A 17522-nucleotide genomic window follows, 5' to 3' on the forward strand; every position below is an offset into this window, starting at 1 on the left:
GCGGTTTTGGGAGTGAAAACGACGTTTGCGTTAAGCGAATTGCCTGATCCGTCTCGCGGCCGGATTCGCGGCGCCGACATAGCTTGCCTTGAGCGCGACGACCGGCAGATGCTCGAACAGAACGGCCAGAGGTATGCGGGACTTATCCGACAGGCCTGCGCTTTGAAGCGAATAGCCATCGATATGAAGCTCGCCGTCGAAAGCATTGCCGCGCGGCCACACTCGGCCCTGATCGGAGAGCGGCGCGTAGCACCGCGCGACAGCCGCGATCACCGCGTGGCGGCCGCGGCGGCGGGCAAATGCGATCACATGATCGCGGTGGGGGCCGCTGACTTGCAGCTGCTCGTTATCGCCATGCCCGAAAACGTCTGCAAGCTCGTTGCGGAGCCTGAGAACATGCCGGGTCCAGGCCAGCTTGATATGGCCGTTCGGCCAATCCCGAATGAGGGCCTGCCAACCGGGCTGCTCAACGTGCTTCAAGACGTCAGCGCGCTCGGCGAAATCGACCGGCCGGCGATTGTCGGGATCGACCATCGACAGATCCCAGAATTCCGTTCCCTGATAGAAGTCAGGCACGCCGGGCATCATCGCCTTCAGCGTGACCTGGCTCAGCGAATTGAGCGCGCCCAGCAGCGCGACCCGGCGCGCAAAATGATCCAGCGAATCCAGAAATTCGGCCGAAACCGACCGATCCAGGATTCGGTCGATGAAGTTGCAGACGGAGGTCTCATAAGCTTGGTGCGGATTGAGCCAGCTCGTCTCCTGCTTGCCCTCGCGCGCCGCCTTCACGGCATAGGCCCTGAGCCGCTCTGTCAGGGAATGGTCTGGGGACTTGATCGGCCACACCCCGAGCAGGGTCTGATAGAGCATGTATTCGAACGTTGCCGACGGCGCGCGAAAATTGCCGTCGGTGGTGATATGCGGCGCATTGAGCACCTTCCAGCGCGCGACGATCGCTGTCCATTCGCCCGGGAGCTCGCTGAGTGCGATCAGCCGCGCGCGGGCGTCTTCACCGCGCTTGGTGTCGTGCGTCGCGGTCGTCGTCATCGCGTGCGGCCAATCTTGGGCGCGGGTCACCATCATCTTGTGAAAGGCGTCGGGCGACAGCGCCGAAGCAGACGGCTCGCCGCCGACTTCGTTGAGCGCGAGCAGGCGGTGCCAGCGATAGAAGGCGGTATCTTCCAGCGACTTCGCCATCAAGGGTCCGGTGAACTGCTGCACTTTCTGCGCAAATCGCCGCACCCGCGTCGCGCTGTGCAAGGCCAGGCCAGGTCTAGCGAGATCCATGGTCAACGCATCGCGAAGAAAATCGAAGATCCCTTCGTCGGCCGCGTACCATTCCGCGCGCGCTTTTTCGATCGTCTCCGAAATCAGGGCGCGATCCTCAGGCGCTGCGCCGGCCGCGGTGAGATAAGTCCGGTAGATCGGAAAGTTCAGTACATAAAGTTCGAGCGCCTGGCGCAGGCTGTCAGCGGAGAAGTCGCGCGTCGAATAATGTCCGGCCGCGATGCGAGCGAGCAGTCGCGCCAGCACGGTGAATTCGCTGGTGAGCAGCGTTTCCAGCACGCGCCGCTTGGCCGCCTTCAGCACGGGCGCGAGTACCGGCGGCATGTTGCTGATCTGACGCCAGACCTCGTCGAGTGCCTCCAGTCCCTTTTCGCTGGCCAGTACGCGGGAAATCGCATTGAGCGTCTCATAGCCGGTCGTGCCTTCGACGCCGGCAAAAGGCCGCAAGTCTTCGTGCTCGCCGAGAATCTTCTCGACCACGAGATAGAACGAGCGCCCGGCCTTGCCGCCGGCCTTCCGGATCAACCGGCTCAGGCGCTGGAAGTATTGTGCCGGATCGCGCAGACCGTCGATGTGATCGAGCCGCAAGCCCTGCAACTTGCCTTCTTCGATCAACCGCCGGACCAGACCATGGGCGACGTTAAAGGTCGCAGCGTCTTCCACCCGCAACCCCGCCAGCGAATTGACGTCGAAGAAGCGGCGATAGTTGATGTCGCTGGAGGCGAGCCGCCAATGTCCGAGCTTGTAGTGCTGGCGCTCGAGCAGATGGTGCAGGACCTGGGTTTGGGTAGGACGATCCGGTCCGGCGCGATAGGCGGCAAGTCCGCGTTCGATGATCTCGCGGCTGCCGTCGATGTCCTTCAGCTCGGCCTTGAAGGTCGGCGCCTCCTTACGGTTCGGATGCCGCAAGCCATGGTAGCGCGAGGCCAGATGGAGAATGCGTTTTCTGGCGAGACCATTCTCGGCGACCGCCTCCCTGACGATCGTGGTCAGGATTTCGCCGTAACGCTCCGGCGCGATCGGCAGGCGGTGCTCGAAATACCAGGCCGAGAAGCTGCCTTCGCCGGCGTCGTAACGCAGCTCGATCTCGCCGTTTTCGAGCGCCTTGCCGTAGGAGGAGCCGAGGATAGGAAGCAGCACGCCGCCGCGCGCACGATAGGGCAACAGCTCCCAGTCGATGTCGAACGAAACCGCGTGTGGCGAAGCCTCGCCCCATTCCAGAACGTCAAGCCACCACGGATTGTCGTCAAAGTGCACGCCGACATGGTTCGGGACGAAGTCGAGGATCAAGCCAAGGTCATGCTTCTTCAGCGTTTGGCTCAAGCGTTCAAAACCTTGGTCGCCGCCGAGTTCGGGATTGATGACGGTATGGTCGACGACGTCATAGCCGTGGGTCGAACCCTTGCGTGCCTTGGTGAAGGGTGAGGCATAAACGTGGCTGATACCGAGCGCTTTCAGATAGGGAACGACAGCAGATGCGGCATCGAAATCGAAGTTTGCGGTGAGTTGCAAACGGTAGGTCGCGATCGGAACGGCTGACGGCATCAGCGTGTTTCCACACACCAGAGCACGGACCAGGGTGTCATCGCGTCGCTTGGTGTGCCCCAGATCGGGGTTCCATGGTTTTCGTTGGCCTGGCCGGGAATGGTGCGGTCGGCCAGATTGGCCAGGAGCGACAGCCTGGCGCCGTCGCCAAGATACCAGCTTGCGTTCAGCAATCCGCTGTCGGCCGCATGCGTCTCACCGAAGCGCGTGCCTGCAAGACGCGGCATGATGTGATGCCGACGAAGCGCCAGAAGCTCGCGCACCAGCGTCAACCGTTCGCGGCCGCTGCCATTCACGTTATCCCAATCCAGAATGGCCGAGCGAAACGTGTCTTCGCTCAAGGGGTCCGGCACATCGCCGCCGAATTTGTCATAGGCCCAGGCATATTCGTCTCGGCGGCCTTTGCGGACGGCTTCGGCAAGGCCGCCGTTGAAGTCGCAGAAGAATGGAAAGGGGGCTTTCGAGCCCCATTCCTCACCCATGAACAATAAGGGAATTGCAGGAGAGAGGAGCGTGATGGCAAAGGCGGCTTCGATGGCTTCTCGCTTCGCTAATGCCTCGAGCCGATCACCGAACGGGCGGTTGCCGATCTGGTCATGGTTTTGCAGGAAGTTGACGAAGGCGGTTGGCGAAAGCCCGCCGCTTGTCTCGCCGCGCGGCTTTCCGCCGCGATGTTCGGAAGCCTCGCCTTGATAAGCGAAACCGGCACCAAGACAGCGGGCGACGTCGGCGAGCGGCGCGCGCTGATAATCGCGGTAGTAGCCTTGCTTCTCGCCGGTCAGCGTCACGTGCCAGGCGTGGTGATAGTCGTCGTTCCATTGCGCGCGATATTTCCCGCCTGGCGGCCCCGGCGCGGGGTCGAGCAGGCTGACGCAGTTGTCGTCGTTTTCGAGCACGAGATGGATATGGCGGCCGGTTTCGGCGGCGAGTTGACCTGCGGCGAGGCTGAGATCGTGCAGCATCGGGATTTCGCCGGTCTCGGTGATAGCGTGCACGGCGTCCAGCCGCAGCCCGTCGAAGCGGTATTCATCGAGCCAGTAGAGCGCGTTCTCGATCGCAAAGGCGCGCGCCTGCGGTACGCGATAATCGATGGCGCTGCCCCACGGCGTCTGCGCCTCGGTAAAGAACGCCGGCGCATAGCGGCCGAGATAATTTCCCTCCGGCCCGAAGTGATTATAGACGACATCGAGGAACACCATCAGTCCGCGCAGATGCGCCTCGTCGACCAGGAGCTTCAAGTCTTCAGGGCGGCCATAGGCGCTGTCGGGCGCATACCACAGCACGCCGTCATAGCCCCAGTTGCGCGCGCCCGCGAAGTCCGCCAGCGGCAGCAACTCCAGCGCCGTGACGCCGGTCTCGATCAGATGATCGAGCTTGCCGATCATGGCCTTGTAAGTGCCTTCCTTTGTGAAGGCGCCGACATGCGCTTCCAGCAGCACGGTCTCGTGCCAGGGGCGACCGCGCCAATCCGTGGCGCGCCAGGCGTAGCTGCTATGATCGATCACCTCGCTCGCGCCGAACACGTCGTCGGGCTGAAAGGCCGATGCGGGATCGGGGACATCGATCTCGTCGTCGATGCGAAACCGATAGCGCGTTCCGGCCTTGGCGTCGGGGATGGTGATTTCGAACCAGCCGTGTCTGGCGGACGCAAGCGGATGGCGCTGCTGGCCCAGAAGCAGATCGACGCGCCTGGCCGCCGGCGCCCACAGGCGAAACGCGGTGCCGTCAGTGGTCAGCTTTGGGCCAAAATGCCATTCATTCATGCCGAACCTGAAAAGACCAGTACCGAGCGGGGTGGCGCGGTGGTCTCGCTTCCCGACGGGAAGTCCGCCGCCGTCTGCTTAACGTCGGCCGTGTTCAATAGTTGCTGCCAGCTCTTGTATTCCGGCAGTTTTGGCATCCTGAATTTGATGGCTTCGGGCGCGGCATTGAGCACAATGAAGACCGGCGGATCGTTTTGTTCGACTGGTCCCAGCACGTAAGCAAGAAAGCGCCCTTCGGGAAATTTCCAGTCTTGTTCTTTCATATCCTCGGCGGCCGGCGTCAGCCACAGCACGCCGTAAGAACCGTCGGCACGCCGCCCGTCGAGCCAGCGCTGCTTACGGATTTGTGGAAAGCGACTACGAATTGCGGTCAAGTGGGCGATGAAATCGATGAGGTCGCTGCCCTCGCGGCCTGTGCCTTCCCAGCCGATCCAGCCGGTCTCGTTGTCCTGGCAATAGGCGTTGTTGTTGCCGTTCTGGCTGTTGCCGACCTCGTCGCCGGCGAGAATGAGCGGCACGCCCTGGGCCAGGAGAAGACAAGCGAGCTGGTTTCTGCGCAACCGGAGACGCAGCGCATTGATCGCGGAATCGTCGGTCGGGCCTTCGTGGCCGCAATTGTTGCTGTGGTTGTCGTTGGAGCCGTCGCGATTGTCTTCGCCGTTCGCCTCGTTGTGTTTGCTGTTATAGCTGAAGAGGTCGTTGAGCGTGAACCCGTCATGCACGGTGATGTGGTTGATGCTCGCGCGCTGCACCCGACCGTCATGGTTGAACAGGTCAGACGAGCCGGTCATGCGGCTGGAGATTTCGCCGATCAGACTGCCTTCACCGCTCCAGTAACGGCGCATCGCGCTGCGGTAGCGGTCGTTCCATTCCGACCATTGCGAGGGAAAGCCGCCGACCTGGTAGCCGCCCATGCCGAGATCCCAGGGCTCGGCGACCAGCTTGGCGGTGGCAAGCACCGGATCCTGACGCACGGCAGTGAGGAAAGCGGAGTTGCGGTCGAAGCCGTTCGGGCCGCGGCCAAGCGTGGTGGCGAGATCGAAACGGAAGCCGTCGACATGGCAGACCTCGACCCAGTAGCGCAGCGAATCCATCACCATCTGCAAGACGCGGGGATGAGAGAGGTTCACCGAATTGCCGCAACCGGTGAAATCGTCGTAGTAGCGCGGGTTCTCCGGCTTGAGCCAGTAATAAGAAGCGTTGTCGATGCCACGGAACGACAGCGTCGGCCCCATATGATTACCTTCGGCGGTGTGGTTATAGACGACGTCGAGCATCACCTCGATGCCGGCATCGTGCAATCGCGCTACCGCCGTGCGAAAAGAGTCGAGCGAATTGTCCTGCGCATAGCGCGCTTCCGGCGCAAAGAACGCCAGCGTGTTGTAGCCCCAGTAATTGACGAGCTTCTTTTCGACCAGTACGCGGTCGTCCACCAGGCCGTGGATCGGCAGCAATTCGATCGTCGTGACCCCGAGCCGCTTGAGATGCGCAATCATCGCAGGTGAAGAGAGCCCGCCATAGGTGCCACGCAGATTGGGCGGAACGTCGTCGCGCCGTTGCGTCAGGCCCTTGACGTGGGCCTCATAGATAACGGTGTCCTCCCAGGGCACACTCGGCCTGACCTCGCGCCGGCCCCAGTTGAAGGCCTCGTCGACCACGACAGCTTTCGGCATGCCGCGCGCATTGTCGCGCCGGTCGAATGAAAGGTCCTCGCGCGCGCTCCCGGTGCGATAGCCGAAATGCGCATCGCTCCATACCAGCCGTCCGGCCATCCGCCGCGCATAGGGGTCGAGCAGCAGCTTGTTGGGATTGAAGCGGTGGCCTTGCTCCGGCGCGTAGGGGCCGTGAACGCGATAGCCGTAAAGCTGGCCCGGAGAGACGTCGTTGAGATAGCCGTGCCAGACGTCCTCGGTACGCTCGGGCAGTTCGATGCGCTCGATCTCGCGCCGGCCCTGGCCGTCGAACAGACAAAGCTCGACCTTTTGCGCGTTGGCTGTGAACAGCGCGAAGTTGGTTCCTCGTCCGTCCCAGCTTGCACCGAGGCGCGAGGGCGATCCCGCCGTCAGTCGCATTAGTGGCTTTCAGGTACGAGAAAAATAGTGGCGAGCGGTGGAATGGTCAGTCTCAGTTCGGGCCCCATGCCCTCAAGCGTTTTGACTTCGCCGACATTGCCGACATTGCTGCCGCCATAATGCGACGAATCCGTATTGAGAACCTCGCGCCACGTGCCGGCGATCGGCACGTGCACAATGTAATTGTGGTATACGTTCGGAGAGAAATTCGTCACGACAAGACAGCGCGCGCGCTCGTCCCGTCCCTTGCGCAACCAGGCAAACACGTTGCCGTGCGAGTCGTCGGCCACCAGCCAATCGAACCCGGAAGGATCGCAATCGAGTTCGTGCAGCGCGGGCGTTTCACGATAAAGCCAGTTCAGGTCGCGGACCAGCGATTGCACGCCGGCGTGGGGCGCCTGCTGGAGCAGGTGCCAGTCGAGCGAATGGTCGTGATTCCATTCGTTCGATTGCGCAAATTCGCAGCCCATGAACAACAGCTTCTTGCCGGGATGGCCGAACATGAAGCCGTAATACGCACGCAAATTTGCAAAGCGCTGCCAGTCGTCGCCCGGCATGCGTCCGAGGATCGAGCGTTTGCCATGCACCACTTCGTCATGCGACAGCGGCAGGATGAAATTTTCGGAGAACGCGTAGTGCAGGCCGAACAGGATGTCGCCGTGATGATATTGCCGGTGTATCGGCTCCTTGCCGATATACTTCAGCGTATCGTGCATCCAGCCCATGTTCCATTTGTAGCCGAAGCCGAGTCCGCCGAATTCCACCGGGCGTGACACCTGCGGCCAGGCGGTGGATTCTTCCGCCGCGGTCGTGGCATGCGGGAATTGGCCGAACACCTCGGTGTTGAAGCGGCGCAGGAAGGCGATGGCGTCGAGATTTTCCCGCCCGCCGAACCGGTTGGGCACCCATTCGCCGGCCGGCCGGCTGTAGTCGAGATAAAGCATCGAGGCCACGGCATCGACGCGCAGGCCGTCGATGCCGTAACGATCGAGCCAGAACAGCGCGTTCGAGACCAGGAAATTGACGGCCTCGGTACGTCCGTAATTATAGATCAGCGTGCCCCAGTCGAGGTGCCGGCCCTGAAGCGGATTGGCGTGTTCGTAGAGCGCGGTGCCATCGAAACGGCCGAGCCCGTGCGGGTCGTCGGGGAAATGTCCGGGCACCCAGTCGAGCCACACGCCAAGCCCCTGGGCATGGCAGGCTTCGATCAGCGCGGCAAAATCCTCAGGCCCGCCAAAGCGGCTGGTCGGGGCGAACAATCCGGTCGGCTGATAGCCCCATGAGCCGTCGAAGGGATGTTCGCTCACGGGCAAAAATTCGATGTGGGTGAAGCCCATGTCGTGGGCGTAGGCTGGCAGCTGCTCGGCCATTTCGCGATAGGTCAGCCATTCGTTGTTGCCCTTGCGCCGCCATGATCCGAGATGGACCTCGTAGATCGACACCGGCCCGTTCAACGAATTGATATCGACGGAAGCCGGGCGGGGGCGCGGCAGCTTCTCCTCGTCGAACACGACGGAGGCTGTGCTCGGGCGGATTTCGGCGGCAAAGGCCAGCGGGTCGGATTTCAGCGGCAGATGTTCGCCCTGCCGGCTGAAGATGTTGAACTTGTACCGGTCGCCTTGCGCGGCGTGCGGGATGAACAGCTCCCAATAACCGAGGCCGCGCACGCGCATCGGGTGACGCCGCGGATTCCAGAAATTGAAGTCGCCGACCACGCTGACTTGCCGCGCGTTGGGCGCGAACACCACGAAGGCGACGCCCGGTACGCCCTCCATCTCCATCGGATGGGCGCCAAGCTTTTCGTAAAGCTTTTGGTGGGTGCCTTCGCCGAGCAGATAGAGATCGTAGTCGGTCAGGACGGGCGGAAAGCGGTAGGGATCGTCAAGGTCGACCACCTTCTCGCCGAAGCGCGCGCGCAATTGATAGGCGGTCGAGCCGTTGGGCAGAACGCCGGCGAACAGGCCATCGTCGTGGATACGTGTCAGCGCGGCCGCCTCGCCATGCGGGGCGATCGCATCGACTTTCTCCGCCTCGGGCAGGAAAGCGCGCACGACCGTCTGGCCGTCTTCCTTGTGAGGGCCGAGATACTGAAACGGATCGGAGTGACGGCCTTCCAGGATCGCATAGGCTTCGGCAGAAAGCTTGGTCATGCGGCCTCGCGGGCGGGCTGAGACAAAATCCGCAAGATCCGGGCAATGGTTGCCGGCGCGGCCTCTGCCCGCTGTACTAGATCGGTTTCAAGCACGTCGAAAGCCTTTTCGAGCAGGAAGAAGTCCAGCATCCGCTGTGCGGTGCCGGCATCCGTGGGCCAGAGCGAGGAAGCGTCCGTCAATTCGCGATAGGCGCCGACAAAGGCTGCGGTGGCGCGGTCGACCCAGTTCGTCAACGCGGAGCCGAGCCGGCCATACTCATCCGGCGCCAGGTGAAGGGCGCGCTCGCGCGCCGCCTGGCTCGCAGCTTCGATCGACCAGATCAGGCTCGCGACGTCGCGCGCAGCCGGCGCCTTGCGGCGGCGCTCCTCGATCGGTTGACGGACGTCGCCCTCAAAGCCGGTCAGGAAGACGTCGTCCTTGACGATCAGCACCCGCCCCAGATGGAAGTCGCCGTGCAGGCGCAAGTTAAGACCAGCTGTCCTGGACGGCATCAGCCCATTCAGGCGGTCACGCAACCTGTCTTGCTGCGCCAGTAACTCATCGACCAGGGCGCGATCGGCTTCGTTGAACGAATAGCGGCGCTGCTTCAGGCTTTGACAGGCGCGTTCGGCGCCTTGCACGACCGCGGCGGTCCAGCGGGCAACGTCGTGCGCGTTGATCGCCTCGGGCGTCAAATCGGGCGATCCGCTCGCGGTCGCGAGTGCCAGATGCAGTTCGGCGGTGCGCCGGCCGATCTGGGACAGGTTGCGCAGATAGGCGGTCTGCTCTTCGCTTTGCCGCGCGTGGCTGTCGCCTGCCAAAAGCCGCTGCGTCTCGAGCAGGCGATCGAGATAAGCCGCCGTCACCGTCCAGGCATCGCCCTGATTGCCGACCTGGACGTGAACGATGGCGATCGCGCTGCGTTGATCGCCCCCGATCAGTTCGGCGCTGCCGAGCATCGCCGGCGCATTGGCAAAACCCGCAACATCGGTCAGAAACCGGCCGATCTCGATCTCCGGATTGAGGCCGCTTTCGAGCTTGCGAAACAATTTTACGGTGTAATCGGAATCAACTTGCAGCAAACTGCTGAACAGCGCGCCGTCGAGCGGTGCGACGCGTTCGGGCAGTCTGATCTGTTTGTTGACGAATTGGCTCGTCGGCTTGAATTCCAGCTTCAACCCGTTCTCTTCGATCGTGATCCGATGACTGAGATTGCGCAGCAAAAGCCCGATGAAGATCGGGCTGGCCGCGACATCGAGCAGCGTGCCTTCGCGCGCGCCCTGGCGCACCGCCGCCAGCGCATTCGGATTATAGCGCTCGCGGTCGAAGCGCACCCATTCGATCAGCATCGGCATCACGTAACGGGATTTGGACTCATCCTCGGCGGTCTGAAAAAACGCAAGCCAGGGCCGGTTGTCGCCGATGTCGCAAAACGGGATCGCCGAGGTCAGCGTGGGATGGATCGCAGACGCGGTGTGGACCGGGAACCAGCGGGAGCGCGCGAGGTGACCCGGCAGCACGTCGCATTCGAACACGCTGCGGGTGCGCGCGAGCGATACCCACGTGGCGCCCACCGGTACGACCAGCGTTTCGAATTCGGGCACGATCGAGGGCGCGGCCGGCTCCGACTTGTCGCGCTCCTGAAGCTGGAACCAGTAGAAACCGTACGGCGCCAGCGTGATCATGTAGGGCAGTTCGCCAATCGCCGGGAAATGCGTGCGTCCGAGCATTTCCAGCGGCACGCGATCCCTGAATGCCGAGAGATCGAGCTCGGTTGCCTGCGCCGAGCGGGAAAGGTTGGCGACGCAGAGAATGACCTCGTCGCCGAGTTGGCGCACGTATGCGAGCACCGAACGATTGGCTGGGCGGATGAAGCTGATGCTGCCGCGGCCGAAAGCGAGCGTCGACTTGCGCACCGCAATCAGCTTCTTCATCGCGCTCAGCAGCGACGACAGGCTGCGCGACTGCGCCTCGACATTGACCGCCTCATAGCCATAGACCGAGTCCATGATGATGGGGGCGTAAAGCCGCGCGGGGTCGGCGCGCGAAAAGCCGCCGTTGCGGTCCGGCGTCCACTGCATCGGCGTGCGCACGCCGTTGCGGTCGCCGAGATAGATATTGTCGCCCATGCCGATCTCGTCGCCGTAGTAGATGATCGGCGTGCCTGGAAACGACAGCAGCAGCGAGTTCATCAGCTCGATCTTGCGCCGGTCGTTGTCCATCAGCGGCGCGAGCCGCCGGCGGATGCCGACATTGATCCGCGCGCGCGGATCGTTGGCGTAGGTCGACCACAGATAGTCGCGCTCGACGTCGGTGACCATTTCGAGCGTCAGTTCGTCGTGGTTGCGCAGAAACAGCGCCCACTGGCAATCGCCCGGAATATCCGGCGTCTGGCGCATGATGTCGGTGATCGGGAAGCGATCTTCCTGCGCGATCGCCATGTAGATGCGCGGCATCAGCGGGAAGTGATAGGCCATATGGCATTCGTCGCTGTTGCCGAAATAGTACTGGACGTCCTCCGGCCACTGATTGGCCTCGGCGAGCAGCACCTTGCCCTTGGCGTATTTGTCGAGCTCGGCGCGCAGCCGCCGGACGACCTCGTGCGTCTCGGGCAGGTTTTCGTTGTTGGTGCCGTCACGCTCGCAGAGATACGGAATGGCGTCGAGGCGGAAGCCGTCGACCCCGGTATCGAGCCAGCGCTTCATCACCTGGACGATGGCGTTGACCACCCGCGGATTGTCGAAGTTCAGATCCGGCTGGTGCGAAAAGAAGCGGTGCCAGTAGAACTGGCCGGCTTCCGGATCCCAGGTCCAGTTCGATTTTTCCGTGTCGGTGAAGATGATGCGCGTGCCTTGATACTTCTGGTCGGTATCGCTCCAGACGTACCAGTTGCGCGCGCCCGATTTTGGGTCGCTGCGCTTGGCGCGCTTGAACCAGTGATGCTGGTCGGAAGTGTGGTTAACGACGAGTTCGATGATGACCCTTAAACCCCGCCGCTTGGCCTCGACGATGAAGCGGCGAAAATCCTTCATATTCCCGAAGTCGGGATTGATGGAGCCGTAGTCGGCGATGTCGTAGCCGTCGTCGCGGCCGGGCGAGGGATAGAACGGCAGCAGCCAAAGCGTTGTCACGCCGAGCTCTTGCAGGTAGTCGAGTTTTTCGGTCAGGCCAGCGAAATCGCCGATGCCGTCATTGTTGCTGTCGGCAAACGCCTTGACGTGCAGCTGGTAGATGATGGCGTCCTTGTACCAGAGCTGGTCGCCGTCGAGCGCAGCCGCCGCCGTTTCCTTTGTATCGATGGAGGACATCAGATTCATCGGGGCCGGCGGGGGGGCAGATACGGGATCAGGGTAGGGTTCAGGCCGGGCGCGTGCCGAGCCTTCGGCGGTTTCGGTGATTTTGTTCACGATGGAGCCGTCGGCATTGAGTGGTCCCATTTCGTTCGCGCGAAAGGAGATGCTGGGGACTATATAAAAAGCCGCTCCCCTCCCATTGGTTCCCTTCGGAACGGCATGGTGGGCGAGAGCGTTAGCCACTTCTATCCTCTTCCGAAATCGGTAGAATTTGCGGCGATCTCCCGCTTTACCTGTTTCCCCCTCTGTTCTCTATTTTCTGCAAATGGCGTGCCGAATGGACGTTTATGACCGTGCCAAGGAATTGGGTATCCAGACCGAGTTTGTGGACGGTCAGGGTCACCGCCACCTGACAGATGCGACCGCGCTCAAGATCATCCTTGATGCCCTTCCGGAGCGAAATCCGCCCCGGTTTCTGGCCGGCCCTGTCGTTATCCGCTCCCGTGAACCCGCGCGCACCGAATTGAGCGCGGCGGCCGTACTCCCGGTCTCCTGGACGCTCATGGCCGGCAGTGAAGTGATCGCGCAAGGCGAGGCGGAGGGCTGCGTCATTGCCTGGCCGGCCAACTGGCAGCAAGGGATCTATCGCCTGCGGCTTACCGACGCGGCCTCGTTCAGCGAGGAGGTCCCGCTGATCGTCTCGCCGCCGGGCGCCTTTTCCGGGGAGTTCGATCGCGGCTGGCTCATCGCCGTCCAGCTTTATAGCGTTCGTTCGCGACGCAACTGGGGCATCGGCGATTTTACGGATCTGGCCGCGCTGCTCGAACTGGCCGCGCAGCTCGGGGCGGATGGCATCGGCCTCAATCCGCTGCACGCGCTGTTCGACGACAAGCCGGCCGATTGCAGTCCCTATTCGCCGAACAGCCGGCTGTTTCTCAACCCGCTCTATATCGATGTCGAACAGATCCCCGAATTCGAGGCTGGCCGCGAGGCTCATAAGGCCGCCGCGCGCTTAAGGGAGGGCCATCTCGTCGATTACAAGGGCGTGGCTGATCTCAAATGGCGGGCGTTGCGCGCGGCCTTTGCGAAGTTCAAGGCGCGCCCGGCCAAGGGGCGGAAGGAAGACTTCGATGCCTTCCGCGCCGAGCGCGCGCCGCTGCTGTCGCGGTTTGCCTGCTTTGAAGCGTTGCGGCACCGGCTCGACCAGCCGTGGTGGGAGTGGCCGGCCGAATGGCGCGTACCGGATGACGCCAAATGCACGGAGCTGCGCCAGGGCGAATTCGCGACCGAGATCGAATTCGTCGAGTTCGTGCAATGGACCGCCGACCGGCAGTTGCGTGCCTGTCGCGATCTGGCGCATCAACTCGGCCTGAAGGTCGGGCTTTATCTCGACGTCGCGGTCGGCGTGCAGTCCGGCGGCTTCGATGCCTGGAACGAACAGACAGCGATCTCGCGTCATCTGTCGGTCGGCGCGCCGCCCGATCCGCTCAACCTCGCCGGCCAGAATTGGGGTCTTGCCGGCTTCAATGCCGCCGGTCTCGAACTGCAATCGTTCGCGCCGTTCTGCGAGATGCTCGGCGCCTCGATGCGCTACGCCGGCGCGATCAGGCTGGACCATGTGCTTGGCCTGAAGCGGCTTTACCTCGTGCCGCACGGCTTTGCCGCCGACAATGGCGCCTATGTGCAAATGCCGTTCGAGGCGCTGCTGGCGGCGACTGCGATGGAGAGCGCGGCGCATCGTTGCATCGTGATCGGCGAAGATCTCGGCACGGTGCCGGAAGGCTTTCGCGATACGATGGCATCCTGGGGTATCTGGTCGTATCTCGTCATGATGTTCGAACGCGACGACCGCGGCGCATTCCGCACGCCTGATTATTATCTGCCGAACGCACTCGTGACCTTCAACACCCACGATCTGTCGACTTACGCGGGCTGGCGTTCGTTTGCCGATCTCAAGATCAAGCGCTCGATCGGCATCGACCCCGGCGAGAGCGATGATGCGCGCTGGCACGCGCTGACCATGCTCGACGAGGTGCTTCGCCATCATGCGATTCACGACAACGACCTCTATGCCGTGGCGGCTTTCATGTCGAAGACGCGATCGCGTCTGCTTGCGATCTCGCTCGAGGACCTGCTCGGCGTGATCGATCAGCCGAACATTCCGGGCACCGTGGATGAACACCCGAACTGGCGGCAGCGGTTGCCGGTCGCGGTCGACGACATTGCCCAGGAAATCGATATCGAAGCGCTGAAGGATGCAACACAGGAGCGGGCGAGCGGCCACGGCCTGAACGAGGCCGCCGCCAGCCGATAGTATAACGTGTCCAAAATCGAAGATTACGGCCTGATCGGGGATTGCGAGACCGCGGCTCTGGTCGGCCGCGATGGTTCGATCGACTGGCTGTGCTGGCCGGCCTTCGATTCCGATGCCTGTTTTGCCGCCATCCTCGGCACACGCAAGAACGGCCGCTGGCAGATTGCGCCGGCGCTGGAGGTCGTGAACACGTCGCGCCGTTACTGGGACAACACGCTGATCCTGGAGACGCGATTCGAGACCAAAGATGGCGCCGTTTCCGTCATCGACTTCATGCCGCCGCGCGGAAACGCTTCCGACGTGGTCCGCCTCGTCCGTGGCATGAAAGGCGACGTGAAGATGCGGATGGAACTCGTCATCCGCTTTGGGACGGGTTCGGAGATTCCGTGGGTCAAGCGTACCGAAAACGGCGCGCTGCTGGCGATCTGCGGACCGGACATGACCGTGTTGCGAACGCCCGTGAAGCTGCGCGGCGAAGATATGACCACGGTTTCCGATTTCGAGGTGAGCGAAGGCAAGACCATTCCTTTCGTTCTGACCTATGGGGCTTCGCATCTGGAATTGCCAAATCCGATCGATCCCGCCCGCGCTTTACAGGATACCGAGGACTTCTGGCTCGATTGGTGCAGCCGTTGCACCTATGACGGCGACAGCCGCGACCTCGTGATGCGCTCCCTGATCACGCTCAAGGCGCTGACCTATGAGCCGACCGGCGGCATCGTCGCCGCGCCCACCACATCGCTGCCGGAAAAGCTCGGTGGTAGCAGAAACTGGGACTATCGATATTGCTGGCTGCGCGATGCGACCTTCACGCTGCTGGCGCTGATGAATTCGGGTTATACCGAGGAAGCCTCCGATTGGCACAATTGGCTGTTACGCGCGGCAGCCGGCGCGCCCGATAACATGCAGATCATGTACGGCATCAAGGGCGAGCGTCGCCTCCTCGAGTGGGAGGCCGGCTGGTTGCCCGGCTATGAAGGTGCGCAGCCGGTGCGGCTCGGCAATGCGGCGCATGCCCAGTTGCAGCTCGATGTCTACGGCGAATTGATGGATGCGTTCCACCAGTCACGGGTGACCAAGCTGAAGCTCGATGACGGGACCTGGGATCTCGAATGCACCGTGCTCCATCACCTCGCCGATGTCTGGGATCAGCCGGACCACGGTATCTGGGAGCGGCGCGGTGAGGGCCGTCACTATGTATTTTCCAAAGTCATGTGCTGGGTCGCATTCGACCGCGGCGTCAAGAGCGCGGAGGAATTCGGCTTCAAGGCGCCGCTCGATCGTTGGAAGGCCTTGCGCGATGCCATCCATCGCGACGTCTGCGAGAAAGGATTCGATCGCAGACTGAACAGTTTTGTCGAATCCTACGGCGCGGAAGTATTCGACGCCAGTCTCCTGCTGCTGCCGGCGGTCGGCTTCCTGCCGGGTTCGGATCCGCGCATCCGCGGCACGATCGCCGCGATCGAGCGCCACATGATGCGGGATGGCTTTGTGCTGCGGCACGATCCGCGCGAGATCACGCAGGAGACACAACCGATCGAGGGGGCTTTCCTGGCGTGCTCGCTTTGGCTTGCGGATGCCTATGTGCTGTGCGGCGAGATCGACAAGGCGCAAGCGCTGTTCGACCGCGTGGTCGCCGTCGCCAACGATCTTGGGTTGCTCGCCGAAGAATACGATTCAGGCGCGGGCCGCCAGACCGGAAATTTTCCGCAAGCCTTGACCCATATCGCGCTGATCAACACCGCGCATAACCTGAACGAAGCCAGGCATGCCAACGACAAGCCGGCGATGCAGCGGTCGAAGTAGGCTTAACCGGACGAATCGAGAATCGTCTCCATAGCTTTGGCAAAGCCCTCTTCCTCATTCGAAGCGGTGACGTGCGTGGCTTGCTGCTTCACGTCGTCGCTGGCATTGCCCATCGCAAATGATGTTCCGCTGACGCGAAACATCGCGAGATCGTTCCGCATGTCGCCGATGGTGGCGACCGCATCTGTCGAAACGCCAAGCTGATGCGCGATCGTCTGCACGAACGTGCCCTTGTTGACGCCGGGCGGGGTGATGTCGAGGTAGTAGCTTTGCGAACGGACGGCGGTCGCCTGTGCGCCGAGCGCCTCCTGCATGGCGATTTCACAGCGCTCCAGGCCGGCCGCATCTGCGCTCGCGCCGACGATCTTGCAGGCTTTTGAAAGATACGGCGTGAAATCGTCGACGATGGCGGGATCGGCGCGGATCGCGCGTTTTTCGTGTGGAACATATTGGCCGTTGGGATCGCGGGCGAGCCAGAGGTCACTCGTGAACAGCCAGATTTCAGCGCCAAACTCCGTCAATATTTCCAGCGCACGCCGCGCCGCGGCTTCCGGAATCAGATGCTGTTCGACCGGCTTCAGCGCGGGATCGACGATGCAACTGCCGTTGAAAGCGCCGATAGGCAGCGCGATGCCGAGCGGTTCGACGAGAAACCGCATGCCGATGGTCGGACGGCTCGAGGTGATCGTAAAGCCGATGCCGGTCTCGTGCAGTTTCCGCACGGCCGCGATGGCACGGTCGGTCAGAAGCTTTTCCTTGGTCAGGAGCGTGCCGTCGACATCGGAGACAACGAGCGCGATCTTGGTCATGGGCTTTGGGTCCTGACTTGGGCTTGGGCGACAATGTTATTGACGATGGTTTCGACCGGCGCGTCGATCGAGACGGTGATGGGACGCTCGTCGGCCTGCGGCGGCTCCAGTGTCCTGAATTGGCTGTCGAGTAGTCCCGGCGGCATGAAGTGCCCTTTGCGCCGGGCGAGCCGGTCGGCGATCAAAGTCTGGCTGCCGTCGAGAAAGACGAAACGCACGTCGTGCCGTCCGCGCAGCAGCACATCGCGGTAGACGCGCTTCAGCGCAGAACAGGCGATCACGACATGGCCGCTGGCCTCGCAGACGCGGCCGATCTCGTCCGCGATGGCCTCAAGCCATGGCCAGCGGTCTTCGTCGGTCAGCGGATGTCCCGCGCGCATCTTGGCGACGTTGCTGGCCGGGTGAAAGCGGTCGCCGTCCTCAAAAGCCCAACTTAAACGCTCGGCAAGCGCGGTGGCGATCGTGCTTTTGCCTGAACCCGAAACCCCCATCACGATCAGG

At 62.5% G+C, this 17522-nt stretch carries 9 protein-coding genes; 2 read left to right on the plus strand and 7 right to left on the minus strand.

Annotated features, from left to right (window positions below; all coding sequences use genetic code 11):
- Nucleotides 1-30: 30 nt before the first annotated feature.
- From treY to treS, 5 genes are read right to left on the minus strand one after another with little or no spacing between them, the layout of a single operon-like run.
- Complete coding sequence (gene treY / locus BUA38_RS19775; protein ID WP_072826258.1) at nucleotides 31-2832, minus strand: malto-oligosyltrehalose synthase; 2802 nt, start codon at nucleotides 2830-2832, stop codon at nucleotides 31-33.
- The gene (gene treZ / locus BUA38_RS19780) at nucleotides 2832-4595 is read right to left on the minus strand and encodes a malto-oligosyltrehalose trehalohydrolase (RefSeq protein WP_072820392.1); all 1764 of its coding nucleotides are present in this window, start codon (nucleotides 4593-4595) and stop codon (nucleotides 2832-2834) included. Before treZ ends, treY begins: the two co-directional genes overlap by 1 nt.
- Nucleotides 4592-6667: a glycogen debranching protein GlgX gene (glgX, locus tag BUA38_RS19785; RefSeq protein ID WP_072820394.1), complete on the minus strand. Its 2076-nt coding sequence runs from the start codon at nucleotides 6665-6667 to the stop codon at nucleotides 4592-4594. The genes treZ and glgX overlap by 4 nt, the downstream gene beginning before the upstream one ends.
- The gene (glgB, locus tag BUA38_RS19790; protein WP_072820396.1) at nucleotides 6667-8817 is read right to left on the minus strand and encodes a 1,4-alpha-glucan branching protein GlgB; all 2151 of its coding nucleotides are present in this window, start codon (nucleotides 8815-8817) and stop codon (nucleotides 6667-6669) included. Before glgB ends, glgX begins: the two co-directional genes overlap by 1 nt.
- Entirely contained in the window at nucleotides 8814-12116 is a 3303-nt protein-coding gene (treS, locus tag BUA38_RS19795) for a maltose alpha-D-glucosyltransferase (RefSeq protein WP_072826259.1), read from the minus strand. The genes glgB and treS overlap by 4 nt, the downstream gene beginning before the upstream one ends.
- 313 nt (nucleotides 12117-12429) lie before the next feature.
- Here treS and malQ point away from each other — a divergent pair, with 313 nt between their 5' ends.
- Nucleotides 12430-14406, plus strand: coding sequence for a 4-alpha-glucanotransferase (gene malQ / locus BUA38_RS19800; protein ID WP_072820398.1), 1977 nt, complete (start codon nucleotides 12430-12432; stop codon nucleotides 14404-14406).
- Between the two features lie 6 nt (nucleotides 14407-14412).
- A complete protein-coding gene (locus BUA38_RS19805; RefSeq protein ID WP_072820400.1) occupies nucleotides 14413-16212 on the plus strand; it encodes a glycoside hydrolase family 15 protein in 1800 nt (599 codons plus the stop codon).
- 2 nt (nucleotides 16213-16214) lie between these two features.
- On the opposite strand, the gene BUA38_RS19810 is transcribed toward BUA38_RS19805, so the two are convergent.
- Both BUA38_RS19810 and BUA38_RS19815 read right to left on the minus strand, forming a co-directional pair.
- A complete protein-coding gene (locus BUA38_RS19810; protein WP_072820402.1) occupies nucleotides 16215-17021 on the minus strand; it encodes a Cof-type HAD-IIB family hydrolase in 807 nt (268 codons plus the stop codon).
- Nucleotides 17018-17512, minus strand: a complete 495-nt coding sequence (locus BUA38_RS19815; protein ID WP_072820404.1) for a gluconokinase — start codon at nucleotides 17510-17512, stop codon at nucleotides 17018-17020. The genes BUA38_RS19810 and BUA38_RS19815 overlap by 4 nt, the downstream gene beginning before the upstream one ends.
- Between the last annotated feature and the right edge of the window lie 10 nt (nucleotides 17513-17522).

It is taken from the genome of Bradyrhizobium erythrophlei, from assembly GCF_900142985.1.
In the GTDB taxonomy this organism is placed as follows: domain Bacteria; phylum Pseudomonadota; class Alphaproteobacteria; order Rhizobiales; family Xanthobacteraceae; genus Bradyrhizobium; species Bradyrhizobium erythrophlei_B.

Excerpts from the sequence above, each read along its gene's own strand:
- glgX (WP_072820394.1), bottom strand. The coding sequence starts at position 6,667 with ATGCGACTGACGGCGGGATCGCCCTCGCGCCTCGGTGCAAGCTGGGAC.
- BUA38_RS19810 (WP_072820402.1), bottom strand. The coding sequence starts at position 17,021 with ATGACCAAGATCGCGCTCGTTGTCTCCGATGTCGACGGCACGCTCCTG.
- glgB (WP_072820396.1), bottom strand. The coding sequence starts at position 8,817 with ATGACCAAGCTTTCTGCCGAAGCCTATGCGATCCTGGAAGGCCGTCAC.
- treS (WP_072826259.1), bottom strand. The coding sequence starts at position 12,116 with ATGAATCTGATGTCCTCCATCGATACAAAGGAAACGGCGGCGGCTGCG.
- BUA38_RS19815 (WP_072820404.1), bottom strand. The coding sequence starts at position 17,512 with ATGGGGGTTTCGGGTTCAGGCAAAAGCACGATCGCCACCGCGCTTGCC.
- treZ (WP_072820392.1), bottom strand. The coding sequence starts at position 4,595 with ATGAATGAATGGCATTTTGGCCCAAAGCTGACCACTGACGGCACCGCG.
- treY (WP_072826258.1), bottom strand. The coding sequence starts at position 2,832 with ATGCCGTCAGCCGTTCCGATCGCGACCTACCGTTTGCAACTCACCGCA.
- malQ (WP_072820398.1), top strand. The coding sequence starts at position 12,430 with ATGGACGTTTATGACCGTGCCAAGGAATTGGGTATCCAGACCGAGTTT.